A 26,703-nucleotide genomic window follows, 5' to 3' on the forward strand; every position below is an offset into this window, starting at 1 on the left:
TGCCAAAGTGCCTGTAGAGTCAACATGGCACTGATTTCTCTTCAAAATTTTAAAAAAAATAACATTTCCATTTATGACTTTTTATTGTGTGTAAAAAAAATATAAGATCAAAGAATCAAGTTTCATGCACACACAAAAGGGGAGAGTCATTATGAAAGAAGCACTGGTGTCATGTGTATTCATGTTATGTTCAATTGCGGCCATGTCGAATGAGCACGATTTTGGACGTCCAAAGAATTTTTACTGTAAAGACCTCTTTACTCTAAAAAATATAAAAACAGATAAAGAGCAAAATACATATCCACAAAAATGTGAAGATGTTTTAGAGTCAGTTAAAAAAGGATTTTATTGTAAAGACCTTTTCACTCTAAAAAATATTAGAAATGAAAAAGAACAGAAAACATATCCAAAAAGATGTGAAGAAGTCATGGAGACAGTTGAGTCTGGCCATTACTGTAAAGATATTTTTACGCTAAAAAATATTAAAACTGAAAAAGAGCAGAACACATATCCAAAAAGATGTGAAGAAGTTATGGAAACTGTTAAAGAGGGATATTACTGTAAGGATATCTTCACTCTTAAAAATATTCTAACTGAGAAGGAGCAGGGGACTTATCCCGCTAGATGCGAAGAGGTCTTAGAGTCTTTGGAAGTTGGTTTCTACTGCAAGGATATTTTTACTTTAAAAGAAATTAGAACGGATAAAGAAGTAGGGACTTACCCTGCAAGATGTGATGAAGTTTTGAAAAATATTGATAAGGGCTACTTCTGCAAAGATATTTTTACTTTAAAAAATATCAGAACAGGTGAAGAGAAAAGTACTTACCCTAAAAGATGTGCTGAAATCCTAAAGTAAATAAAGTTTGGGCCTTGTAAAATAGGCCCTTTCTATCGTAATTCGAAGAGGCAAGAAGTTCTTATTCCTGTGGCGCCTGAGAGTTCATTTTATTTGAATTATCGGTTTTAGCTTTGGTTTTTTAGTAACTTAGCTCTTCTGCCTAAACTTTCGACATAAAATCTTTACCCTTTTCCAGCTCTCTCTTCCAATGGAGTTAGGGATTTATGGTACTTTAGAGCATCTAAAAACCAGAGATTTTATGACTAAGACTGTGCTTAAAACCCTCATTGCTCTCGTGACAATTCAAAGCGCCACGGCCGCTGTTTTTGTAAATGATGATAGGGAAAATATCGAAAAAACACCTTACCAATCACTAAGCTCATCTGTGCTAGCACAAATTTCTAGCGATAAAATTAAAGACAGTGAGCTTGAAAAGATCATTCCCTTTATGCGCGTAAAAAATCATTACGACAGACCTTTTTGTGAAGGGATTCGTTTTGAAAAAGAGTCACAGGCCTCAGATTGTTCTGGCTTCTATATTGGTGACGGTCTTCTTATGAGTGCCGGGCACTGTTTTGTTGAGCCTTCTGAAACGATCGTAGAGGGAAATAACGATCTTTGCAAAAATAAGAAGTGGGTCACAAATTATCTTGTAAGTAACACAGGTCCAAATGGAAATATTCACCTTGATAATAGCGACGTCTATTTGTGTGAGAAGATCGTGGTGGCCTTAAATACGCGCGTCATTGATTTTGCCATAGTTAAAATCAAGGGGGATCTCTCAAAACTTCAGGCGCTAAAATTGAATTTCAATGAAGTACAAAGAGGGGATCGTGTGTCCGTTGCGGGTTATCCAACAGGGCTGCCCCTAAAATATGCCGCCAACGCAAGTGTTTACAGCAACTCGAAATCACAATCCTATTTCAAGTCAGACCTTGATACTTTTGCTGGCAATTCTGGTTCTCCGATTTTTGATAAAAAATTAAATGTCGTGGCCGTTTTAACTGCGGGCGAAGTGGATTATTATTTAGATGAAGCTCGTGATTGTGTGGACGTTAACGTCTGCAATGGTGTGAACAGACTGTGTAACGTCTTTTCTAGTCAGTACGGTGCTTCGGGCTCAATGGGAACGAAGTTAAGTTCCATCAAGGCCGTAACTGATAAATTGAATTTGAAAATTTTTAAGAATTAAGCAATATGAAAGTTAAAGATCTGACTCCCCATCAATTAGAACAAGTGATTGAACTTGAGTGCAATAATATTATTCCAATTCTTGCGAGTGTGGGCATTCATTTGACTGAAGAGATGATGAGAGGTGAGGTCGAGTCTTTTAAAGAAGACCCCATCGTTTTGTGTCTAAATGGTGAGAGAGTTGATGGTTTTGTGATTTATTCTTACCGTGAAGACCATGTTCTGATTAAAACTTTTAATCTTCGCCGTTTTAATAGCTTCAACGTCCTAAGCACTCTTCTTAATAATATCGCCAAAGACCTCGAACAAAATAATATTGATCTTGTGATTAGCCATTGTCATCACACGAATCAAAAGTCCCTCAATTTCCACCGGCGTATGGGCTTTGTGGAAGCACATTCTAATGAACAGCATATTGAGTTTCATGCTACCCGTGAAGGTCTATTGCAAACTATTGAAAGAAGGTGTTCTCTCTAGGCCGATATTTGGCCTGGTAGTTTGATCTTTGTATTTTGTAGTTCCCAAAGATCTGTTGCGATTTGTAGATTCATCCAAAATTCAGGAGTTGTTCCAAGGGCCGATGCGATTTTTAAGGCGAGGGTAGCTGTCACTGAAGTTCTTCCGTTAATAAGTCTATTTATTGTTTTAACATCAACCCCTAAGTGATCAGCGAATACTTTTTGTGTTAACTTTAAGGGGATTAGAAATTCTTCATTTAGCATTTCGCCAACAGACGTTGGTTTGCGTGTTCTCGTTTTCATTTTCATAAATCACCTCAGTGGTAATCTGTTATTTCAACTTCTTCTAGTTGATTATTCTTATTAATTTTAAAGATGATTCTCCATTGATCATTTATTCTAATGGAAGCGAAGCCCGCGAGATTCTCTTTAAGCCATTTAAATTTATTATTGGGAGGAATCTTGAAATCTTCTATTGTTTGACCATAAATAAGGATATCAAGTTTGCGCCTTGCGATTTTCTCTACTTGAGACCATTTACATTTTGTTCCTATTTTTCCGTCAATATCGAAGATTTCAGTTTCTTTATTTCCGTAACTAATGATCTCCACAGGATTCCTTTCTCGAAAGCATTGTACCATAATGTGGTATACCAGTAAATGGTATACTGTCATGATTAAGTATTTCAATTTATTCAGTACATATAGCATTTAATCTCATTAAAGATGGATGGCTAAGTTCTCGAATTTATGAGGTTGACGTAACTGACCCAGTTATTTTATCAGAGTCCATTGACTAAAATTTGTTTTGTTGAGATGACTTGTTTACAAACAAACAACAGGTCTTTTACATGAAATTTTTCTTACTCTCACTATCGCTTCTTAGCACAGGGGCCTTTGCTTCAAAGCTTGGAATGTTCAATAGTTCAATTAAAACATTTATGCTTTTAGATTTTTCTCATCTCACTGAAGTTGAGCGCTCCATCACCATTAGGGCCCCACGCCTTTATGAGAAATGGATGATGGATAAGACCATGGCCCAGGCCACTTATAACGATATTTTAAATATCATTGTCCTTCACGATGAGAATTTTGTTGATGAAGGATATGAGAAAAGAGTTAAGAGTTTTTACGATCTTGCTGGTCAAAAAAGATATTCGTTCATCTCAAATGCGGCCACTATTTTTCATGAAATGTCTCATGCTGATTACGATGTCAATGTTGAAGAAACTCCCGGACCATGGCGCGATTTTTTCAAAAATGAACTCACACCTTGGCTTGCTCGCAATATTAGTTATTCAAAAGCAAAAGATCTCAATCATGAACTCTTTGGATACACTGCTGGGGATTCTCTTTTTGGTCTGCAAAGTGAAATTTCTGATCTTCTTTTTGCTCACGGCTACAATTATATTGATAATAAGTGCTTTGGAGAAAAGTATCTTCAAAAGCTCTATGAGAGAATGGGACGTCCAAGTGTTATTCATTTCAGGGAAAGCGAAAAGGATATTTCTTACGCTTCTAAATTTGTGCCTCGTTATATCTATGTTCGTGGCAAAGACTTCGATCTTGATAAGGCCAAGATGCCGGCAGCGATGAAAGAGACTTTGTATGAATATTTTGTCGAGACCTATTCCTTTCCGCGCACTAAAAATGATCTTATTCAAAAGCTAAATGACTCTCACTATTTGCCCAAAATTCAAAAGTGTTTTGAGGGCCTTTTAAACTAATCTAAGCAATAAAAGACAATTTATTTGATTGCGCTATGCGCACAGGGGCTTAAGGCCCCTTTTTTTCGTGTTTTTTCTTCCTTTTTCTGCGTCTTGCCTAATGCCTATCCATGCAAAAAACCCTATAATGCTAGAGTTAATTAACAGAGAAAGGATTTGAGTATTATGAGCGTCGTAAGAACAAGATTTGCGCCTTCCCCAACAGGTTACCTTCACATCGGTGGAGCAAGAACGGCTTTATATAATTACCTCTTTGCTAAAGCACAAGGCGGTGAGTTCGTTTTAAGAATTGAAGACACTGATTTAGAGAGATCTAAGCGTGAATACGAAGAGGCTCAAGTAAAAGATCTTCTATGGCTTGGAATCACTCCAGATGAAAGTCCAGCTAGGCCTGGTAAGTTTGGGCCATACCGCCAATCTGAAAGACTAGATATTTATAATAAATATGCGTGGGAGCTTGTTGAAAAAGGTCATGCATACCCATGTTTTTTAACTTCTGAAGAATTGGAAGAATTATCGGCCAAAGCTGAAGAAGAAAAAATTGCACCACACACTTATCACGGTAAGTATCGCGACTATCCGCTTGCTGATGCGAAAGCTCGCATTGAAAAAGGTGAGGAGTACGCGATTCGTTTTAAGAACCCTGGAATCGAGTGGAGCTTTACTGATATGGTAAGAGGTCACGTGACTTTTCCTGTGGATATGGTTGGTGACTTCGTTATTATTCGCTCGAATAAGATGCCAGTTTACAACTACTGTTGTGTAATTGATGACCACTTAATGGAAATCTCTCACGTTATTCGTGCAGAGGAGCACTTAAATAATACTGTTCGCCAACTTATGATCTACGATGCCATTGGAGCGAAGCCACCTATTTTTGCTCACGTATCTCTTCTTGTCGGTGAAGACAGACAAAAACTTTCTAAGCGTCACGGTGCTACTTCAGTTCTTCAGTACAAAGAACAAAATTATCTTCCAGACGCTATGGTAAATTACCTGTGTCTTCTTGGTTGGTCTCACCCAGAAGAAAAAGATATTTTCAATGTTAATGAACTTGGACAACTTTTTGGTCTAGATCGTTTTTCTAAGTCTTCAGCTCTTTACGATGTTAAAAAACTTAACTTCTTCAATGAGCAGCACTTAAGAAAATTAACTACTGCTGAACTTGTTGCTGGTATTGCTAATGCCACAGACAGTGCTTCACCATTTCATAAAATGGACACAGCTTGGCAAGAAAAGTTCGCAGAACTTATTCGTGAAAAAATTCAACTCTTCTCAGACGCCGCTTCATACTTAGATATGATCTTTGTCGCTGAAGGTGAGAATGGTGATGACGTTAAAGAGGCCCTGTCATGGGAGACAACGCCACAAATTCACGATTATATCAAAGGTGAAATTGCAAAAGTTGACACTGAATTTGTTACAGAAGAAGTGTTAGATGCTTGGATGGATCACCTTAAAAAAGAATTAAAAATTAAAGGTAAGCCACTTTTTATGGGAACAAGAGTTGTTCTAACTGGTCGTTGCCACGGTCCTGATTTAAGAATCGTTGTGGCCCTAACACCAGTGAAAATTTTAAAAGAAAGATTGGAGAAGTAATGAGTTTTTTTAAAGATTTAACAGATAGAGGAATCATTGAAGCGAAGTCACACGAAGAACTAGATAAACTTCTAGACTCAGAAAAACTACGTTTCTATTGTGGTTACGACCCATCGGCAAAATCTTTGCAACTTGGAAATCTTTTTTCCATCATTACTTGCATGCGCTTTCAAAGAGCTGGACACATTCCTTACATTCTTGTTGGGGGTGCTACGGGAATGATTGGTGACCCATCAGGAAAAAGTTCTGAGAGAAATCTTCTTGATATGGAAACTCTAGATGGCAATATTGAGGCCATTAAAAATCAACTTTCTCGTTTTCTCAATTTTTCTGAGGGCGACAATAAGGCGACCCTTGTTAATAACCGCGACTGGTGGAGCAAGCTTTCTTTTCTGGATGTTCTTCGTGACATCGGAAAAAGATTTAGAGTAAGCGAAATGCTTAATAAAGACTCTGTTAAATCTCGTATCAATTCGGATGCAGGGATTAGCTTCACAGAGTTTTCATACCAAATTCTTCAAGGGTACGACTTTGCTTTTCTTAATAAAACATACGGCGTAAACCTACAAATTGGTGGTTCTGACCAATGGGGGAATATGACGGCGGGAACTGATCTTACACGTAAGATGAATCAGTCCCAAGTTTTTTGTATGACAACTCCTCTTGTAACAGACGCCAATGGGAAGAAGTTTGGAAAGAGTGAAGGAAATGCAGTGTACTTAGATGGTGATATGACTTCGCCATACAAAATGTACCAATTTCTTCTAAACTCGGAAGATTCTATCGTAGTTAAACTTTTAAAGTTTTATACATTTTTATCAATGGATGAAATCAAAGCTCTTGAAGAAAAAATGCAATCAGAGCCACACTTAAGAGCTGCTCAAAAAACACTCGCTGAAGAAGTTGTGAAACTAGTTCACGGTGAAGAGGGCCTAGAAGCGGCCTTAAGAGCGACGAAGTTCTTCTTCGGTGAAGCGATTACAAAAATTTCAGATAAAGAAGTTGCTGCGATTTTTGAAGATGTGCCTTCTGTGAAGCTAGATAAGGCCCTTCTTGAAGAGGGGATTGAAATCTGTGAGCTACTTGTACAAACTCCACTATTTCCTTCTAAGAAAGAAGCGAAGAGATCTCTTGATCAAAAAGGTGTGAGTCTAAATAATAACAAGATTGATGATACGGCCATGAAAGTGACTCGTGATAATCTTGTAAGTGAAACATCACTTATCCTAAGGAAGGGAAAGAAGAACTATTGTGTAGTTCGTTTTGAATAGGAGATTCTTGTTGAAGTTGGTAAGTTTATTATTTCTTTTTTTTCTGGCCTCTTGTGCGCTAAATCCAATTTATACGCCTAAGTCAGCTCAGTCTGTTGGTAAGGATCAAAATCAAATTGATTTCGGTTTGTCTTCTGCTCCTTACTTTGTTTATCAAAGAGGTCTTTCAGAGAATTTTGACCTTGGGGGAGTTGTTGAGTTACAAGTTTTCCCAGTGGTTTCTCTGTTTGGAAAATACTCTTTCATCAATAATGGAAAAGGATTTTCTCTTGCTGGACTTGCCGGTGTTTCAAAAGGTTTTGATGTTGGTGACGCGAGAGGGTTCTATGCAGGGCCACTTGTCAGTTATAAGGGCACGACCTTCGAAAGCTACTTTGGCGCTCGCTACAACTATGTTGACTGGGATAAGCTTGATTTAGGTTCAGAAGATGGCGATGATCTTTTCTTTGATGACGTGGATCTTGGTCACGTTCAATATATCCAAGGTAACCTTGGGGCCACTTATTGGAGTAGTGAGACTTTTGGGGTGAATATTGATTTCGTATATTTCTACACGTTAGAAGTCCAGAGTTCTTCTGGTAATATAGGATTAAACTTTCTCGTTAAATATTAAAAAAAAGGCCGCGTTTGCGGCCTTTGTTATTTTAGAGAATCAACATCATTTAAAGTGACAAATTTATAACCACGGCTTAGAAGAACTTGGATATAGCCCTCTAGCATATGGGCCGTTTTAGCATGAATATCGTGCATAAGAACGATCCCACCTTTCTTTCTCTCCGTCTCACTGATATAGCCCATCATACATTCATTCACTGTCCATTTCTTTGACCAACAGGCCCAGTCTGCCGCTCCAGTGATCTTGCCATTAACCTCTTGGTTAGAACCACCAACATCCCACATTACAGGTCCAACGTACTTTCTTAAGGTACTGTCTTTATTTAAAGCGCCTGCAATATTTTTATGCCATGAGTTTTCAGGAGCTCTGAAGAATAAACGATCTCCAGCATTGAGGTATCCTTCAATTTCTTCATGTGTTCTTAGGATTTCATCCTTGGCAACTTTATTTCTTTTAAACATAGAAAGTCCACCAAGAGCAGGGTGACTGTAAGTATGATTGCTCACAAGGTGACCCTCTTCAGAAATTCTTTTCATCATTTCTGGATTGGCATGCGATAGCTTTCCAAGAACGAAGAACGTCGCTTTTACATTATATTTTTTAAGTGTGTCTAAGATTGCTGGTGTACTTGTTGTATTTGGTCCATCGTCAAATGTGAGAGCGATAATCTTTTTTCCCACAAGGCTTGAGCGCTCGATAGCGAAGCGAGAAAACTCTTTATCAACGATTTTTGCCCATGAAGAAGTGATACTTAGTCCAAGACTCAAGAGTAGTAGAAACTTCATTAATTCCCCCGATTTAATGTGTTTAATGGGGGATACATACCCTGTATTGGGAATTTGTGCCACAAAAGGGTAATAAATTCAAACTTAGAATTTCAGGAGCTTACGGTATTATTTCGATGGCATTTCCACCTGTACAGGCAAGGATATACTTGTATTGGCCAAGTTCTTTATAGATGACATGGTCAGTGACACTATTGCAGCCAGTAGTTTGATGACCAGTCCAAGAAATTCCTCTATTTGTCGTCACATAAAGTGTCGATCCATGTATACAGCTTACAGAGATAACGTTTGGATCATCTTCAGCAATTTTTATGATGTGGCTATTACAATTGCTCATAGGGTTGGTATTAGTTATACCAATTGATTGGAAAGTGGCCATATTGTCATCACTGAGATTCATTCTTCCATACCAATCCATGATAATGGATTCCCATGTTCCAGCATTATTAGTCATACCAATTCCGTAGATATTTGAAAGAGGTGCTCTCGAAGTAATTGATGTATTAGTGCCCGTACTTACATTTAATTCTTTTAGATGACTCGATTCACTATAGTAAATGATATTATCATTGTTTGGTTCAAAGAAACCACTTCTTGCCCCAGTGAAATTTGTTTGAATAGTTGGAGATGTTGTTGAAACAGTTGTCCCACCATCATTTGATACTGAGAGTTTGTTTCCTCCTAGAAAGGCCACCATATTTTCATTTGTCGGTGAGATGACAATTCTTGTTGTTGCCGCATAAACAGCGTGATTTGATTTATTAATAGTACTAAGACCATCATTGGTATAAAAATATGAGGTATCATAAGTCGAATTAGTTTCGCTTACTGTCGCATAGACATAATTTTCATTTGCTGGAGAAATTCTTACAATCAAATCATCTCTACCAATATAACCAGGGTCATGACTTGACCAAGTCGATGTCGCATCTGCAGATTTTAAAAATTGCCAATTAGTTGTCGTTGCAACAACGGTATTGTTGATCTTATCAATAGAGGTGATATTTTGATAATTAGAAGGAATTGAAATTTCTGTAAAGTTCACTCCATTATCTGTACTAAGGTGAAGTTTATAATTTACAACCGCTGCAACGCTATTTCCAACAATGGAAATATCCTTTCCTAATGAATACTCAGATGTTTCAGGAAAAGTATAGAATGTCGTAAATGTCGTCGGAGTCGTCATTGGTGTTGCATTCTTTTTTAGATATGTTCCAATATTATTACTATCTATTTGATAAATAAATCCATCACCAGCTTTTGTTCTGCTGTTTGCATTGTTGCTACAAATTGATCCACTTATCCATGTCGCACCTGCATCAGTAGAGTAATTTCCTTGGCAAGTATACATAAAGCTTGGAAGAGATGGCACTGTGAATATTGATGTGTAGATATTTGATGGCGTAGAATGATAGCTATAAGTTTTCATCCCATCTGTACTTTTGTAAACACCAACCTGTGGACTCGAACCATAATTCATGAAGTATACTGTGTTCGGATCATTCTTATCCGCTTCAAGAAATATTGTCCCTATACTGTCAAAGTTTTGATAAGATATAAATTTCCAATCATTTCCAAAATTCTCTGATTTATAAAATTTTCCCCCGTTGGCCAAGTAAAGATGACCATTGGCACCTACAGAAAAACCATTGAAATAGGTACCAATTTTATAAAAACCTAGATTCAACGGAGTCGTGATATTGCGACATTCACTATTAGGAGAATTATCAATTCGATAGGCCCTATTTGTAAGCAGGTAAATATTTTGGTCGGCCGCTGCAGATTCATAGAAGGCTGGTTCTTGGCCACCGAATTCAATAGAGCACATGAGATTCCATGTTGAACCGGCATCAATTGATTTTACGATCCTTCCGTCAATAAGTACCCCATAAATAACGGATTCATCGTGCTGACTGATGTGAACTTTATACCAGCTTCCTGTGTTTATTGCACCGAAATCATATTTTCTCTGTTCGTAACTTGTATAATCAATGGCGTAATACGTCGCTTTTCTTAGAGGTTGAAATTTTCCAGTTCCATCGCCACCAAGAACACAAAGTTTCCAGAGACCAGGTGAAGCGAGGGTACCCGAAATTGGAGTTGCTACTGATATTGGTGAACTATAAGAATCATCGGCCTTACAAATATCATAGGTTGTAGAGACTAATTTGTACTTATACTCAGTTACGCCATCCCCTGAAACAGTGATATTGTAATTTGCATCTTTTGTTTTCGGATTTGGAAGATTTGATAACTTCGCCAATAAATCAATTGCATCATATGAGAAGATTGAACTTTCTCCGTAGGCCACATCACCATTTTTATTTTCTAATTTGATACAAACTTTATATGTTCCAGAGGCATGTAAGTTGTTGTGGTTAGTACTTGGTCTTTGAATATCATAGCCAGATTCTGTTGAACATGTGGCGCTGCTTTCAATGACAAGATAGTAAATTGTAGATGTATTTGAAACGATAGGAAGATCAACGATTGGTTCATAGTTATCTAATTTTTCACTATAGGTAACAATGTTATCACTCGCTGCATTTATTAGGGCCACTGAAGTAAATAGTGGTAGCGCATTTTGTACTGTAATAAGGTCCGACTGAGAATAGCTCACATTGAGGTTGAGATCAGTAATTCGAATACAAACTTTGTATTCTCCATCATTAGCAAGAAGAGGATCTCCACTTGTTGGAATAGTTGATGAATAAGTGAGACTATTGTCACAAGCAACTGATGAACTCACTAGTGCATACTCAATATTTGTCGTAAAATTTGTGGATGAATTGTCATTTAGAAGCGGCGAGTTTGCACTAATGTCAGAAGCATTAAGGGCACCATCTTGAGCAATTGTCGCAAGTTCATTTTTTTCGTTAAGCTTAATGACAAAGGCACGTCTATTTGAACATCCCACATAGATATTACCTTTGTGATATGTGGCGGAGCCTATTTTACAGGCCAGTCCCATTGTTTGTAGACTGATGTGATTAAATGTGATTCCACCATCTAATGAGTAGTGAATATCACTTAAAGTATCGTTCATACAATAGCTTGTAATAATATTTGAATTGCTTGAGTTTGTTTGCATCTTTCTAGATGTTGTACAAGTTGCAGGATTTGTAATAGTTGTTGTTACAATATTCCAAGAACTCGCATTATCAAATGATTCGGCCATCATCCCTGTAATATCGAATAACCTTAGCCCATAGACACCATCATTACGCTTGAAGGCTTCAATACCAGCAAAGTTACTAAGCGCTATGGCTGGAGTGATGTCGTTAAATTCATTGTGAGATAATTTATAATTAAAAACTTGATTGTTGTCAGAGAAGAATATTTGATTTTCATTTGATACAGAAACTGCGAATTGGTTTCTCGAATATGAATTGGTAAATCCAGGTATGCCTGAGAAATGTGAACTCGTGTTGTATTGTAATAATCCATTTTCAATTTTTGGAATTGTTGAATTTGTTATTCCGGTAAAGTAGTTGTGGCCACTCTTAACAATACTGCCTGTTGCTTCCGCATATTGAGTGTAAAGAATTCCAAAGAAATTAAACTTAATAAAATCGTCTTTTGTAAAATAGACACTACTAATTGGGGAGCCATTGTTGGCAGCGTTGTTTTGATAAACCATAAATGAATTACTATCATTTCGATTTATTTTAATCATTGGGTTTTGATAATGAGTATAAGAGTCAGCAAAACTCATCGAAGGATTAAGATTTGCTTTTTGTGCCCATGTAGATCCATAGTCTCTAGAACCAATTACTTTAAAGTTTGAGACACCTGCGTAGAAAATTTCACCATTAAAGGCCTCGTCAAATGACCAGATATAAGGGTTCTGGTTTTGATTAAGATACGTTTTTGTTAGGGTAGTCCCTAAGTCTGTACTGAGATAGAGATCCCCACCCATCAGAAATGCCAATTTATTGCCTACAACAACTATATCCTGGCCATATTCAAATCTGTTGATGCCAGAAATAGAGAATAAGGTCGTCCAGCTTGGTACTGTTGAAAGACCTGTGGAGATTTCAAGTTTCATCGGATTTGAATTTGCATTAAATCTAATGGCCTCATCTCCAGCTAATTCATAAGGCTGACCATAAAAGTTATGATTGTAATTCCATGTAATACCACCATCTAATGATCTGTATGGTTCCTGAGCGTAGATATGATTGCTATTATTTGGTGAAATTTTTAGAGCAAAATATGGTGACGTCACTAATGAAGAGTACTTTGTCCACGTGTAACCACCATCAATAGATTTAAAAATACCTCTATCTGTAGAGCTACCTCCACCTTGTACTGAATACATAACTAGGGGATTGTTATCATCAATTGTAATTGATGCCTCAGAAGAATTCCCATTAACCTGGGCAGTGACAAAGTTAAAAGTATTTCCCTTTGTTGTAGATTTCCATAGAGTCACACCTAAAGACGTATTTTCCCAGAAATAAAGAACGCCATTTATATCGACATCAGCTGCTGGATTATTGTCTCTCGAAGCTAGGGCCGAAATCCCAGATGTTAAATTTGGACATTCATGTCCATTAAGATCATCTACACGATAGATATCATTTCGATGAACAATATAGGCGGTCTGATCACTTGCTTTAGATATTAAGAGTTGAGGGATATAGGTTCTAATTCCATCAGCGAGTGGAAGTTTACACATCAATTCCCAATTAACCCCAAAGTCGTTACTCTTATAAGCGTGACCCCAACGATCAAGTGTATAGATAAGATTTGAATCAAATTGTGAAATAGCTACTGCTGAAAAATCAACATAAGCATTGTTGGCAACTTTAAAGCTTTCAACAGAGATATCTCCACGTGAGAAAGTATATTCTGTTGGTAAATATGGTGATTGCCAGTCATCAGAATTATTAGAAGCAAGTACACAAAGTTTTAGTTTTGTATTTATAGCAAATCCAGTTAATGAATCGGTGATATTTACACCTGAGCTGATTTCGCTTGAGTAGTTTGCTTTAACACTACAATTTGCACTGGCCTCATCTTGAAGTAGGTAGCGGTATTTCGTCACACCCACACCTGTGACACTGATATTAAGAACATTATCTCTTGTGACTAGATCTGGAGTGTTGTTAAGAATGGCCTTGTTGTACTCTTTCGTAAATGAGATAACGGCCGATTCTCCATAGGCATCTGGGTGTCCAGCGTAGTCGGATAACTTTACACATATTTTATAATTACCAGTTGACTCAAATAAATAATCGTTAGATTGAGGAGTACTTTGTGTGTAATTTAATGAATTATCACAAGTTGTTGTACTAGAGACCAGAGCATAAGAGACAACATCAAATCCTGAACCAACTAGGTTCTCAACGACTGGATTGATATTTTTATAGTGTTCTTCAAATTTTAAAATTCCATCACTGGCCTCATTGGCAAGGTCAATACTATTAAATACGGGAACAGTTTTATCGACGATAAACGACGAGCTTGCTTCATAGAAAACAACATTATTTTCATCTGTCATTTTTGCACAAACGCGGTAAACACCGTCTGTGGCGATGGCTGGATCATTGGCCTGTGGAATACTTGGTCCAAAAGTAGTGATGTCTTGATTACAAATAGTGCCATCTGGAATCAGAGCATACTCAATGCTGATATAAGCATTTTGGTTTACGTTTCGAATTAAATCGAGTGTTGAAGAGCCCTCGTATGAAGAAAGCACTCCATCGACGATATCATTGATAAGCTCAAGAGGCGTATAGTTAAGCATAATGGCCTGAGTATTGGCACATGCAATAAAGACTTTAGAAGGGTGGATGGCGATACCTCTGATCCCACAGTTAATTCCATATAGAGCTGACAAATCCATCTCAATCCAATCTGTCCCACCATTTCGCGTAAAGGCGACTTTATCAGCATTAGAGCATGCTGTGGCCATGATGTTGTGATCTTTAAAGTAGGTTGTTAAAAATCTTTTCGTACAACTTGTCAGACCTGTCGTCGTCCCCACATTTGCGAATGTTTGTGCATCATCAAGTGACTCGACGACCTGACCTGCTTCAGAGATAAGTCTCATCTTATAAGTAGAACCATCACCTTTAACAGTATGCATACCTGCTATTGACGTTAATCCAGTTCTGCTCGTAATATCGGTTCTCACATCTGTTACAGAATTCACTTCAAAAATCTGACCATTAAAAGTTTTTTGGATGACATAAACTAAATCAGATATCGTTGCTGATGTGAAAGCATCGTTGATAAAAGAAGGGTAAGAGCCAGTAGATTTAGATGTCCATGTTAGACCACCATCTGTCGTTACCTTTTGAATACCAGTGGTCGAGAAATTAAAAAATTTATTCGGATCAGTAGGGCTCATTGCAATCAATGGCGACGTTACATTAATCCCATTATTTGTATTTGATAAGGTCGTTAACCCATCAGTTGAATGAGTGATGGCCGTACATGAGCTTCCTGAAAGCCCCATAAGGTCTTGCCAAACAAGAACATTATTACTAGAAGCACTACTTACTCTAATTCTTGGTCTTGGAGTTGATCCACAAGCGTTGAAATAATAATCTTTATAATCCCAGTTCTCTCCAGCATCAGTTGATTTAACAAGGGCCCAGCCTGGAGTAACACCGTAAATATTTTGTCCACCGTCTTCAGATGAGATACTTGAAAGTATGGCCTTCTTTTCTCCTTGCCAGTTCATTTCATTAAAAGTGGTTGCCCCATCTGTACTTACAAAAAGCTTGTTCTCAATGACTATGGCATAGGTTTGTCCATCGTTAGAAGTACTAACAGATTGTGAATTATATTTTAATCCTCTAACTCCAGAGAAAGTGTGCTTGACTGTCCATGAGGCAGACTGGGGGTCTTGATAATTTGGAGCCGTTCTTAGCTGAGTATCATATCCCACTGTAAAGAGTTTATTGGCCGTTCCATCTACCATGATATTCCATCTTGAGTCATCAAGTTCAGATGATCGAGCATACCAATTTGTACCTTGGTCCGGCGAATAAGATTCGGCACCGTTAGTATCAAAAAGAATATAGAGATAATTTGAATCAGCTGGATTAATTAATACTGAAAGTGGATAACTTGCGACACTATTGGCACCTGAGCTATAAAAATGATCACTCCAAGTGACTCCACCATCGAGAGATTTATAAAGTCTCGCGACGTTCTGTCCTGTTAGACCATAGCGGTACATATACATAATATTTTGATTATTTGGATCTATACTGAGGGTCGCATTTGAAGATTGATTAACGACATCATCCGTATAGATTAATGTCCAAGAATCACCGCGATCAATTGACTTATACAAAGAGATACCACTTGTTGTGGTTGTCCCTTTTTTCACTGCTGCAAAGATGTCACTCGTTGTATTAGAGGTCGAAAAACCTGAATGAACATAATCTGAGGATAATGTATTTAAAGTCGTCGTGATATTTGGGCAATTCCCTCCAACATTATAGTCGGCCCTATAAACGTCACCACTTGTTGTTATGTAGGCAGTCGCATCAGCTTCACCAGATATATGAAATTTAGCTGTTGATGTCGATAGAGGCATTACACAGTTTATGCGCCAAGTGGCCCCTTTATCATTTGAGTAGAGTATTTGATTGCTCAAATTTCTTGCGTAAATAATATTGTTATTATTTGGTGCTACGGCCGCATCGTAATAAGAAGGGATATTTGGAATAGCGCTAAAATCTAAATCAGTAATGGCATATTTATCTCTAGTCCATTCATAAGTTGTGGCCAGATCATATGGCTGCCAATTGTTAATTGAGTTTTTACCTACAAGGCAAAGACGAAGTTTTGTACCATACGCAAATGATGAAATCGTGTCTGTGATATTTGTCGCAACAGCAGTTGCAGTTGAATAATCTGTACTCACACTACAGTCATTTGTACTTGCAGGCCCAACCTTATATTTATACTCAACAACACCACTACCAAAGACATCAATATTTAGGACAATGTCTGCAGAGACTCGTGTTGGTTGGCCAGAAAATTCTGCAAAATTAATCGTCGTATCAATAATAATATTTCTATTGTTAAATAATGATCCTGTTGTTGCGCCAACTGGAAGAGTTAAATCACTGACGTTATTAAAATTATCCAGGATCGTTCCACCTGAGAGTTCGATGGTATTGAATGAATTATGAACGTCTAAATCCAGTGATGTATCACCAAGACCTACTTGGTATTGAAATGTTAAAGTTGATGTCCCACTACCAGAAGTGTAGTAGGCGAATCTATCTACTGAACCTGTTTCTAATCTGATTTTTGGAGTTCCTGAACTCGTATCAACAAAGACCATTTCATTGAAGTTGACATCAATTTCTACGATTTCACTATAGATATAAGTTCTGTCTCCCGCGGCCGAATCAATGCTAAGAACACTCGCTCCCACATTATCCATAACAGTAACTTTAAACTCATCTTCCACAATATTGTTGACAGCATTTCCATCGTCAAAGCGAACATTCACATAACAATCTCCAACAAATCCTGTCGTTGGCGTATAAGTTACGGCCCCGGTCGCACTATCGATACTTGTTGTTCCTCTAGTTGAACAATCTGGTGCCGTTACGGCTGCGATGAGTGAATAAGTACCAGAAGGTTCATCACTGGCCTGTACATCTGCATCAGCTCTAATCACTGTTGCTGGAGAGTCTTGGTAGATTGAGGTATCAGCAATACTTAGAGTTGCTGGCATATTGATAACGGTATAGTTAATTGAAAGAGTGTTTGAATCGCTCGTGCCATCATTGGCCTTTACGTCCAATGTACACGTGCCAACTTGATCATCATTTGGAGTTCCACTGACAACCCCTGTGGAACTATTGATTGACGTCCATGTACAAGTTGAGCTCGGAAGAATACTCCACGAATGAGTGTCTGCACTATCAGGATCGGTTAAATCAAGAGTACAAGAATATAAGCTTCCTTGGTTTACAGTCGTCGCACAAGATGAAGCGATCACTGGAGCATCATTGATATTTGTTACAGTAACGGCAAATTGGGCGCTCACAGTATTCATTGTTGGGTTGCCATCATCAAAGATTACTTTAATATTACAGACTCCAGCATAATTCGCTGCTGGCGTATAGCTAATGGCCCCAGTGTTGGCATCAATGGCCACACTTCCATTATCAGAACAGGCCGGTGCTGTTACGGTTGCACTATCAAATGAGTAAAGACCAAGACCTTCTTCATTGGCCTGTACATCCGCATCTGTACGAATAACTGTTAGAGGAGAGTCTTCGTTAATTGTTGTATCTGCAATTGTTAGAGTTGGCTGAATATTACTAACGCTAACAGTATGTGATTCAACAGGTGTCGATGATGTTCCATCACTTGCCAAGTAGGCAAGTGTACATGATCCAACTTCATTATCGTTGGGAGAGCCCCCGATGGCCCCAGTCGTTGGATTAATGGTCATCCAAGAACATGTATGAGAGGCATCAAAGCTCCATGTTAATGTATCTCCGTCAATATCAGTTGCACTCGGATCACAAGTAAAAGTTCCATCTTGGGCCAGTGCCAAACCGTTACCGGCCGCAGTTCCCGTCGTGTAATCAAAGTTTACAATTGAAGTAGAGGCCTTAGAAATCCCTGCATAGAATCCAGCACTAGTTTGGACTACACCGTAGTTAATGATGATTTCACCATTTGTATGATTGAGATGGATTTGGGCATTGTTTGAATTTGATGAACCATATTGAGGGACATTACTAAATGTAAAAATTGATTCTGTTGCCGTTGTACTGTAGCGTATTTCCCCTTGGCCAGACGGATTCATATCTCGCCAAAAAGGTGCGATCATCTCGTACGCGACATAGTCTGTAGTATTTGTGCTATATCCAGAGACTGCATTGAGGGCAATATATCCGTTAGAGACAAGATAAATTGTACTTACTGGCGAGCCGTAATATTCGAAATTTGAAGCGAGAGCAATACTTACGTTCTGGTCATCTCCTAAGCTTGCTAGAGTATGAGATGAGAAATCTGTGCGAGGAAATGTTGTACTTGCTTCTGAGAAAATATCATAGCCACTACCATTAGGCATAAAGCATAGAGTTGAGTTAGAAAGATCTGAAAGTCCAGAGATCATTTCCAGAGCACTTTGGCCATGAGTTATAGTTCCAACTTTTAATCCACTACAAGAAGATGTTGAACCCTGGCATACCTGACCCATTACAGGATCATCGTTAACTGCACCGACAACAACTGCAAATTCAGCGGACGCAGTATTATTAGTTGCGTTTTGATCATCAAAGGCAACTTTTATATAACAAGTTCCTGCATAATTTGCGCTAGGATTAAAACTAACCTGACCATTTGAACTATCAATTGTTACGGCTCCGTTGTCGGAACATTTAGGAGTGCTTACAGTTGCAGTGTCTTCACTATAAACTCCATAACCTTCATCAATAGATTGAACCTGAGCATCTGTTTTGATGATTTGTAGGCCACTATCTTCGTTGATATTTGCTGTTGCAATTGCAGCAAATGAAGGGGCCACGTTATTTACTGTGATATTGTACGTTTCAACATTTGAATCCACGAGTCCATCGTTGGCCTTAAATTCTAATACACACGCTCCAACGTCATTATCGTTTGGTGTTCCACTAATTTGACCTGAGACATTTATTGAAAGCCATGCACATGTGTTATTGGCCGTAAAACTCCAAGAGTGCGTATTCCACCAATTGGCATCTGATACACTTGGAGTACATGAGTAATTAACATCTTCATCTAGGGCCGTACTACAAGTTGAACTTACAATCGGTGTAGCATTGGCAATGGCCGTTACCGTTGTGGCAAATTCAGAAGCAACAAGGCCACCGTGACCATCGTTCGCGTTTACTTTGGTATAACAAGTTCCACTGTAAGTATCGTCCACATCAAAAGTGATTTCACCCGTATTGGCATCTATGGCAATTAAACCAAAGTCAGTACATTTCGGTGCAGTCGTGCTCGCGTGATCAAACGAATAGGTTAGTCCTTGTCCTTCATCGCTGGCATCAACTTCAGCATCTGCTTTTAGTGTTATGAGAGCTGAGGCCTGTGTGATGGTGGCATCAGCAATGGAAAAAGTTGGATCTGTATTTTGAATGGTAAAATCGAGGTTTATTTCTTCTGAATCTGATTGTCCGTCATTGGCCTTAATGGCAACCTGGCAAGTCCCAACATGGGCATTTGTAGGCGTCCCTGAGAGCTCTCCTGTGGCACTATTGATATTGATCCATGGACATGATGAGCTTGCAATACTCCAAGTGAGATCACCGTTCTCACTTGTGAAAGATGAAGTACAAGCAATAGCGGTATCTTCAAATATATTGGCGGGACAATTAAGTTCAATTGTAGGAGGGATCTTTTGTTTACCACCAAAAGACGAAGAAGGAATCGTTACTTCGATGTCACCCTTCACACAGGAAGTGACGATCAAAATAGCGATCAATCTAAATAAATGTGATAAAAATTTTGTCCTACTCATTTTCTAACTTGTTAAAATTCCCTACATGTTAATTTTTTCGGAACATGGCTTTATTTTATTTAGAATTGAATGATAAATTGTGAAAATAGTTGAATCTTTTTCCCATTTTTCTTAGGCTTTCATAGGAATCGATGTGATTTCTTGGGGTTTCCAAGCAAATTCATAAAAATTATTATGTGAGTCTGGTGAAGAAAAGATGGATGTTAAAAAGGGGGAGTGATGATAATTTTGGGCAAAAAAAATCGACGTTTTCCAAAATCCTCTTGTCAAACGTCGATACTTATCATGTCTTGTGTCTCTGTATTATCATTCTAAAGGCACCTTAAACTTTTTTAAAGGTTTGATTTCTTACCGTTTCTGACACTGAGTTGAGATGCTTTGTCGGTTATTTCTAAGTGACCGATATTAGTTTTTAGGTGAGTGAAATGCCCCGAATAGACACTTTGCAACTCACATTTTTTTCTTTACCTCGTAGGCCACTTTTCCTTTCAAAGAGTCTTCAATTTTCTTTTTATACTTCGAAAGAACTTCTTTTTTACTCTTTTTACATAGAAGAACTTCATCACGAATGGCCTGTAATGTTTTTTTCACATCACTCACCATTGTTCCTTTTACTAGAGCTGCAAAAACAGATTTTGGAATCACTTTGTTTTCGTAAACCATCAGCGTTTTTCCCTCTGTAAAAGGGTAAAATTCAGCAAAGCCATTTACTTTTTCGGTTGAATCAGACTCTTCCATTTTCCAATCAACACGATAACGATCTTCACCGACTTTTTGTAATTTATGTGAGTGGAGATAGTGCGAATTTGACATTGGCCATGGCATTTCTAATTCGTATTGAACCCAAACTTCAGTAGGGGAAGTTACTTTAGAAATCTCTGATTTAATGACATTGGGTACATATTCTTTTTGATAATCTAAGGCAAAGAAAATGGCCAAGGATTCAAGTGGTGTGGCCTCGATGAGTTGATAGAGTCTAATCACAGGCCACGGCCCTTCTTCAGATTGTTCTTCTATAACGATCTGTTTGCCTTGTAGAAGTTGTTCACGTTGTTCACTAGATATTGAGACACTAGAGGCCCCAGAATGTGCGCTAATAAGCGCTAAGAGTGTAAAAATAGCTATAATTCTCATGGCGCTAATGTAAATCATTTAGAACTAAAGGGCCAGTGAGCAAAATCATACAAAATGTCCTTGAATTCATGCCCTTGCAAGTTTACGAATGGCGAAAAATAGGTTAGTTTTGGGCCTATATTTACGAGGTCATTATGGCAGAAAAATACAATTCAATTCGAATTTTTAAGAACCCAATTTTAGAGGCGACAACTCACGTTCATCCGATTGTCCCCCTTTTATTTTGGTCACCAGTTATTGGATATTGGTTTTATAGATCACATACAGTTTATGAACTAGGGGCAATGGATTTTGTTTCTTGGTTTTTTATTGGGATGCTTGTGTGGACATTGAGTGAATATCTTCTTCACAGATTTGTTTTTCACCTTCCTGTTATTGGACCAATTAGTGATCGCTTTGTTTTCTTATTTCATGGCCTTCATCACGACGATCCAAATGATCCAACAAGACTTGTGATGCCGCCGGTGCCAGCTGTGCTTTTTGTTTTCTTGCTCTATCATTTCTTCGCACTTTTTGTGCCAGATAGATATATGCTTGTCTTTATGGCGAATTTTTTAATTGGCTACCTTTGCTATGACTATATTCACTACGCAACTCACCACTTTAAAATGACGTCAAAAGTAGGACGCTTTTTAAAGAAGTGGCATTTACAACACCACCACCGTCACGAGAAAGCAAAATATGGTGTAAGCTCACCACTTTGGGACTATGTATTTAGAACAGTGACTGGTCCAAAAGAAGTTCATAAATATTATAAAGACAACGGTCAAAATGCGTAAACTTCTCTCTCTATTATTGCTCACTAGTTCTCTCTCATTTGCTAGTGGGCCTTCTTCATACGATGATCTTAAATCTACATTGAACTACATGATAAAAGGAAGCTACCTTCAGTTTAGTGAAAGTAACAATCTTTATTATGCGGCGGTAGGTGTTCCCTTAACATGGTACGCTTTCGAAGAAGATAAAAGGATGTCTGATCTTCAACGTTCTAAAAAGCTAAGAAAGATTTATGACATTACAGGTGATCTCGGCATTGTTTTTAATTTTCCTTTAGTACCGATTGGTGCTTATTACTTGGGAAAAAAAACTGGGGATGACAAACTCTCACGTTTTGCCATGGAATATGCTGCGACTCTTTATCTAACTTTACTGGAGACAGGAATCATCAGTTATATTCCAGGCCATGAAAGACCAAATAAAGAAGGACAATCAAAGTGGGAGACATCATTTAGAGGGAAAAACTCTTTTCCTTCTGGCCACATTGTTCCTTATTCGGCCCTCTTTTTTAAAACATTGCAATTCTATGGCCCTTACTATGCGGCAGCACCCCTAGTGCTAACATACTGGGCATCATTACAAAGAATGCGTGAAGGCCGTCATTACGTCTCAGATATCTTAGGTTCTTTTTTCTTAACGGCCTTTGCAAGTGAAGGGGTGAGAAAGGCCTCTGGATTTAGAGACAATCATCCATTTTATAAGTGGCTTTTTGAACACGATTTCGATTTAGGCGTTGCTAGACAGGGCGATGCTATCGGTCCTCGTTTCACTTTTTCTTTCTAAAATAAAACGATAATAGAAATACACTGCGCTCATGGTAAAGATATGCCAGAGCGTATGCCCGTGAAGGTTTATGCTATGAAAGCATAGCACTTTGTTCTGATCGAGAAAAAAACAAGCGCATGCTAAAACAATGCTCACAATCGCACGTCTTATATTCTTATTCCCTTTGTGCAAAAAAGTGAGGAGAGTCATTGGAATAAAGACAAAGGTCGTTAAAATAAAAGGATGCTTGGGAATAAAAAATAGCACTAAAGATGGCATCAGCACCATTAACAAATAGATCATAAGTTTATGTCTATACTTGTCTTGCATATTTAAAAAGAGCCATGCATTCAATAAAAAAATTGAAAGGAAATCAAAAGTGCGCGCAAGCACACTAAAAGTTGAATGCATGAACATACTGGAAATACCAGTGAGGATTAGTAAAAGAAGAAGTTCTTTGTTTTTGTATTTCTTCCAAATAATTATTCCCAAAAAGATATAGGCAAGACTTGATATTGTTGCCATTGGCTGAAGTACAGGCAGATCTTCGCGCATAATTTCACAATTACACTTATCGGGATAGCAGGGGACTTTTTGGTGGAATGTATTTAGGAGCGCTTTCATGTAGAGACCTAATTAGTTAAGCCAACCACGCTCTTTGTAATCGTTGTATGTCATCTCAATCGTTTTTGAGATGTTCCAAGTATAGTCTTGAGAGAGCACAACGCGACTTTTTTCTCCTGAACAGACCCAACGATCGGGGGCTATTTCATTATACTTATCAGGAGTCAGCCTTACATCAATTTTTAGTAGCCCAACCAAAGATGCAATGAACTTCATTAAAAGTTTAGGCGCTTTAATTGAGAGAGTTCTAGGATTACCCATACTCTTTTTAATTTCACTATTAAGCTCTCTCATAGTGATGACCTGTGGGTGAGAGCTATAGAAAATGTCCCCAAAGCGAGTTTTCGTATTTGCCGTTTTGTAAATTGTTTCACATAGATCGAAGACGTTTACAAAGCTATAACTTTTATTCTCTCCATTTAGACCAGGGATAAGAATAACTTTACTTTGAACCATCTTAAAGACATCGAGAATGGCAACATCTCTTGGGCCGATAACCATAGGTGGTCTAATGATAACAAGATCACATCGGTCGCGAAGGTTTTCTTTTAGCCACAACTCTGTTTGCAATTTACTTTTACCGTAATCGCTTACAGGTGTCGGGATATCCTCTTCATCAATGATCTCTTTATTAACGGCCGGACCAGCGGCAGCTAGTGAAGAGATGAAGATGAATTTGAATTGATTCGTCAAATGCTCACAAAGTTTATTCGATAAGGTCTTTGTTGCCTCATAATTTACTTCGTAAAATGCTTGAGTATCAAGGGAATGAACTATTCCTGCAGTGTGAACAACTACATCTATATCTGTGGGGAGGTGATCAACCCACTCACATTTTTTTGCACTTAAATCTCCAAAGAGAAGAGTGCCTTTAACATTAAATTCTTTTGCTTTTTTTTCAGATCGTACTAGGGCATAAACTTCGTGACCTTCTCTTTCAAGTTGATCACATAGATGACTTCCTACAAAACCTGTTGCCCCAGTAACTAAAAACTTCATGATAAACTTTTACCGTAAATTCGGTAGCGCCTATAAGGACTTGCACCCATTCTTAGAAGGGGCTTATTCATTGGAAGGTTATCTTCAAGAATCCAGCTCATTTCGACTTCTTCGATTTTAGGATAATATTTAAGAATATTTTCCTGTTCTTTTTTGTACATCAAGGCCTCAAGACCAAGCTTTCTGTATTCAGGGCGCACACCCATTAAAAGAACGCGCACGCGGCTGATATATTTATCGGCCATCAGTAGTTTGAAAATACCTGTTGGAAAAAGTTTTCCCGATCTGTTCTTGTGAAAGACTTGGAACATATCTGGAAGTCCAACAATAAATCCAGCGGCCTTGCCGTCGACTTCAGTAAAGAGGATAAGCTCATCTTTTACGATCATCTTGAGGTCTTTGGCCATATGATCAAATTCTGCACGAGACATTGGAACAAAGCCCCAGTTAGCTTCCCAGGCGCTATTGTAAATTTCAAACATTAAATCAACTTCGCGATCCCAGTTCTTGCGATCAAGGTGACGGTAAGTGATCTTATTAGATGATTCAGTTCTCTCGGCAATTTTATGAATAACTTCTGGAAGTGTCGTTCTGATATTGAAGATATAGGCCAGCATGTCTTTGGACTTGCCATAACCCATGGCCTCGATATTTTTCGGATAAAACTCTGGGTTGTAGCTCATCATAAGAACAGGAGGTCCATCAAAACCATCCACAAGAGTGGCCCCTTCATAATTTGTTGAAGGGTTAAGTGGTCCTCTAATTTCTTCCATTCCTTGCTTTTTAAGATAGCTCTCAGCAGTCTCAAGTAGGGCTTCCCAAACTTCTTTACTATTGATGGCCTCGACAAAACCAAAGAATCCCACTTTTTCATTGTGGTATTCATTGTGAGCGTTGTTGATGATGGCGGCAATACGTCCAACATCTTCACCATCTCGTGTTGCGATCCAAGTTTTGATATTTCCAGTTTGGTAGAAAGGGTGATTTTTTTTGAAGAGATCTTTAACGGCCATCTTTAAGGGAGCGACCCAATTGGGATCGCCCACATAAATTTTCCAAGGGATTTCGACAAAGTCATTGAGGTCTTTTTTATTGTTAAACAGATCGACTTCTCTAATAACCAGTGCCATGAATCCCTTCCTTTATTAATGAACCATACAAGATGGAATTTCGAATCTCTTTTTCGCTTCTGAGAATACTTCAAGAACTTTTGTAAGTTCTGTCTTGTTGTGTGATGCCATGTATGAAGTTCTAATAAGAGCTTCGCCTTTTGGTACAGCTGGCGGCACAACTGGAGTAGCGAATACTCCGTTGTCTTGAAGAAAGCGAGTGACTTGCATTGACTTAAGATCGTCGCCAATAAAAATTGGGATGATCGGTGTGTGAGAGTTGTAAGTATAGAAACCGATTTCTTTGAAACCGTTTCTCATAAACTCTACGTTATCCCATAGTCTTTGGTGAAGAGAGTCATCAGCATAGATTACATCTAGACAAGCTGCAACTGTTGCTACCGCTGAAGGTGGCATAGAAGCAGAGAACATAAATGATCTTGCATTGTACTTAACATATTCCATTGCTTCAGCAGAACCTGAAACAACTCCACCGATTGATGCGAATGATTTTGAGAATGTTCCCATATTGAAATCAACTTTGTCTGTTACACCAAAGTGATTCATTGTTCCGCGCCCTTTGTCTCCCATTACACCGATACCGTGAGCATCGTCTACGTAAACATAAGCACCATATTTATCAGCAAGCGCAACCATTTCTGGAAGTTTTGCAATATCACCAGTCATTGAGAATACACCGTCAGCAACAATGATAACTTTCTGGAAGCGATTTACGTTTGAAGCAAGTTGTTCTTCAAGGTCTTCCATATTGTTGTGCTTGTATTTGAAAGTTGCTCCCATCGCAAGTCTTGAAGCATCGATAATTGAAGCGTGGTTTTCTGAATCAAATAGCATACAGTCTCTCGGTCCACAAACCGCAGAGATGGCCCCAAGATTTGTTTGCATACCCGTAGAGAAAACGAGTGCTTTTTCGTGACCAAGGTAGCGAGCTAGTTTTTCTTCAAGCTCTTCGTGAATAGCAAGGTTTCCGTTAAGGAAACGTGAACCAGTACAACCAGTTCCATATTTTTCGATGGCCTTAATGGCCGCTTCTTTTACGTGAGGGTGGTGAGTTAATCCCAAGTAGTTGTTGGAACCAATCATGATTTGATCTCTTCCACCAATTTGAACGACAGTTCCTTCAGAATCCTCAATAGGTCTAAAGAATGGGTAGAGGTCATTGTCTTTAAGCATTTGAGCTGTTTCAAGTGTTCGGCTACCAATGCCGCTAAAAGGTCTCGCCATAATTACTTCTCGTTTTTATAATATGTTACATGTGTTTGTGCAGTGTATTTAAGTACTCCTTTGACTGTC

18 protein-coding genes are annotated in these 26,703 nt (G+C 38.3%); 9 read left to right on the forward strand and 9 right to left on the reverse strand.

Annotated elements, in window-relative coordinates; translation table 11 throughout:
* Nucleotides 1-151 precede the first annotated feature (151 nt).
* The 3 genes from M899_RS10775 (at nt 152) to M899_RS10785 (ending at nt 2,506) form a co-directional block, all read left to right on the forward strand.
* The gene (locus M899_RS10775; protein WP_021271492.1) at nt 152-856 is read left to right on the forward strand and encodes a hypothetical protein; all 705 of its coding nucleotides are present in this window, start codon (nt 152-154) and stop codon (nt 854-856) included.
* A 241-nt stretch (nt 857-1,097) separates the two neighbouring features.
* Nucleotides 1,098-2,030, forward strand: coding sequence for a S1 family peptidase (locus tag M899_RS10780; protein WP_021271500.1), 933 nt, complete (start codon nt 1,098-1,100; stop codon nt 2,028-2,030).
* Nucleotides 2,031-2,035: 5 nt separating this feature from the next.
* Nucleotides 2,036-2,506 (forward strand): N-acetyltransferase, encoded by a 471-nt coding sequence (locus tag M899_RS10785; RefSeq protein ID WP_021271491.1) that lies wholly within the window; start codon nt 2,036-2,038, stop codon nt 2,504-2,506.
* Here the strand turns inward: M899_RS10785 and M899_RS10790 are convergent.
* Nucleotides 2,503-2,790, reverse strand: coding sequence for a HigA family addiction module antitoxin (locus M899_RS10790; RefSeq protein WP_034728898.1), 288 nt, complete (start codon nt 2,788-2,790; stop codon nt 2,503-2,505). The genes M899_RS10785 and M899_RS10790 overlap by 4 nt on opposite strands.
* 14 nt (nt 2,791-2,804) lie before the next feature.
* Nucleotides 2,805-3,098: a type II toxin-antitoxin system RelE/ParE family toxin gene (locus M899_RS10795; RefSeq protein ID WP_021271489.1), complete on the reverse strand. Its 294-nt coding sequence runs from the start codon at nt 3,096-3,098 to the stop codon at nt 2,805-2,807.
* A gap of 239 nt (nt 3,099-3,337) precedes the next feature.
* Between M899_RS10795 and M899_RS10800 the strand changes: the two genes are divergently transcribed.
* The 4 genes from M899_RS10800 to M899_RS10815 all read left to right on the forward strand — a co-directional run bounded on the left by M899_RS10800 (nt 3,338) and on the right by M899_RS10815 (nt 7,696).
* Complete coding sequence (locus M899_RS10800) at nt 3,338-4,213, forward strand: hypothetical protein (protein ID WP_021271487.1); 876 nt, start codon at nt 3,338-3,340, stop codon at nt 4,211-4,213.
* A gap of 165 nt (nt 4,214-4,378) precedes the next feature.
* Nucleotides 4,379-5,812, forward strand: coding sequence for a glutamate--tRNA ligase (gene gltX, locus M899_RS10805; RefSeq protein WP_021271498.1), 1,434 nt, complete (start codon nt 4,379-4,381; stop codon nt 5,810-5,812).
* Nucleotides 5,812-7,083 (forward strand): tyrosine--tRNA ligase, encoded by a 1,272-nt coding sequence (gene tyrS, locus M899_RS10810; RefSeq protein ID WP_021271485.1) that lies wholly within the window; start codon nt 5,812-5,814, stop codon nt 7,081-7,083. The genes gltX and tyrS overlap by 1 nt, the downstream gene beginning before the upstream one ends.
* 10 nt (nt 7,084-7,093) lie before the next feature.
* Nucleotides 7,094-7,696 (forward strand): hypothetical protein, encoded by a 603-nt coding sequence (locus M899_RS10815; protein ID WP_034728892.1) that lies wholly within the window; start codon nt 7,094-7,096, stop codon nt 7,694-7,696.
* 26 nt (nt 7,697-7,722) lie between these two features.
* On the opposite strand, the gene M899_RS10820 is transcribed toward M899_RS10815, so the two are convergent.
* From M899_RS10820 to M899_RS10830, 3 genes are all read right to left on the reverse strand, one after another.
* A complete protein-coding gene (locus M899_RS10820; protein ID WP_021271497.1) occupies nt 7,723-8,484 on the reverse strand; it encodes a polysaccharide deacetylase family protein in 762 nt (253 codons plus the stop codon).
* A gap of 100 nt (nt 8,485-8,584) precedes the next feature.
* Entirely contained in the window at nt 8,585-19,981 is an 11,397-nt protein-coding gene (locus M899_RS10825) for a tandem-95 repeat protein (protein ID WP_155897188.1), read from the reverse strand.
* Nucleotides 19,982-20,431: 450 nt separating this feature from the next.
* On the reverse strand, nt 20,432-21,115 hold the full coding sequence (locus M899_RS10830) for a hypothetical protein (RefSeq protein WP_155897189.1): 684 nt from the start codon (nt 21,113-21,115) through the stop codon (nt 20,432-20,434).
* A 134-nt stretch (nt 21,116-21,249) separates the two neighbouring features.
* Between M899_RS10830 and M899_RS10835 the strand changes: the two genes are divergently transcribed.
* Both M899_RS10835 and M899_RS10840 read left to right on the forward strand, forming a co-directional pair.
* Nucleotides 21,250-21,894, forward strand: coding sequence for a sterol desaturase family protein (locus M899_RS10835; protein ID WP_021271501.1), 645 nt, complete (start codon nt 21,250-21,252; stop codon nt 21,892-21,894).
* Nucleotides 21,887-22,675 (forward strand): phosphatase PAP2 family protein, encoded by a 789-nt coding sequence (locus M899_RS10840; RefSeq protein WP_034728896.1) that lies wholly within the window; start codon nt 21,887-21,889, stop codon nt 22,673-22,675. The genes M899_RS10835 and M899_RS10840 overlap by 8 nt, the downstream gene beginning before the upstream one ends.
* Here M899_RS10840 and M899_RS18410 read toward each other — a convergent pair.
* The 4 genes from M899_RS18410 to M899_RS10855 form a co-directional block, all read right to left on the reverse strand.
* Nucleotides 22,619-23,212, reverse strand: a complete 594-nt coding sequence (locus M899_RS18410; protein ID WP_155897190.1) for a hypothetical protein — start codon at nt 23,210-23,212, stop codon at nt 22,619-22,621. The genes M899_RS10840 and M899_RS18410 overlap by 57 nt on opposite strands.
* 81 nt (nt 23,213-23,293) lie before the next feature.
* Entirely contained in the window at nt 23,294-24,280 is a 987-nt protein-coding gene (locus M899_RS10845) for an NAD-dependent epimerase/dehydratase family protein (RefSeq protein ID WP_021271496.1), read from the reverse strand.
* Nucleotides 24,277-25,410 carry a hypothetical protein gene (locus M899_RS10850; RefSeq protein ID WP_021271494.1) on the reverse strand — a complete coding sequence of 378 codons (1,134 nt, stop codon included), beginning with the start codon at nt 25,408-25,410 and terminating at the stop codon, nt 24,277-24,279. The genes M899_RS10845 and M899_RS10850 overlap by 4 nt, the downstream gene beginning before the upstream one ends.
* Nucleotides 25,411-25,425: 15 nt before the next feature.
* Entirely contained in the window at nt 25,426-26,634 is a 1,209-nt protein-coding gene (locus M899_RS10855; protein ID WP_021271490.1) for a serine palmitoyltransferase, read from the reverse strand.
* Between the last annotated feature and the right edge of the window lie 69 nt (nt 26,635-26,703).

It is taken from the genome of Bacteriovorax sp. BSW11_IV (assembly GCF_000447755.1).
Lineage (GTDB): Bacteria > Bdellovibrionota > Bacteriovoracia > Bacteriovoracales > Bacteriovoracaceae > BSW11-IV.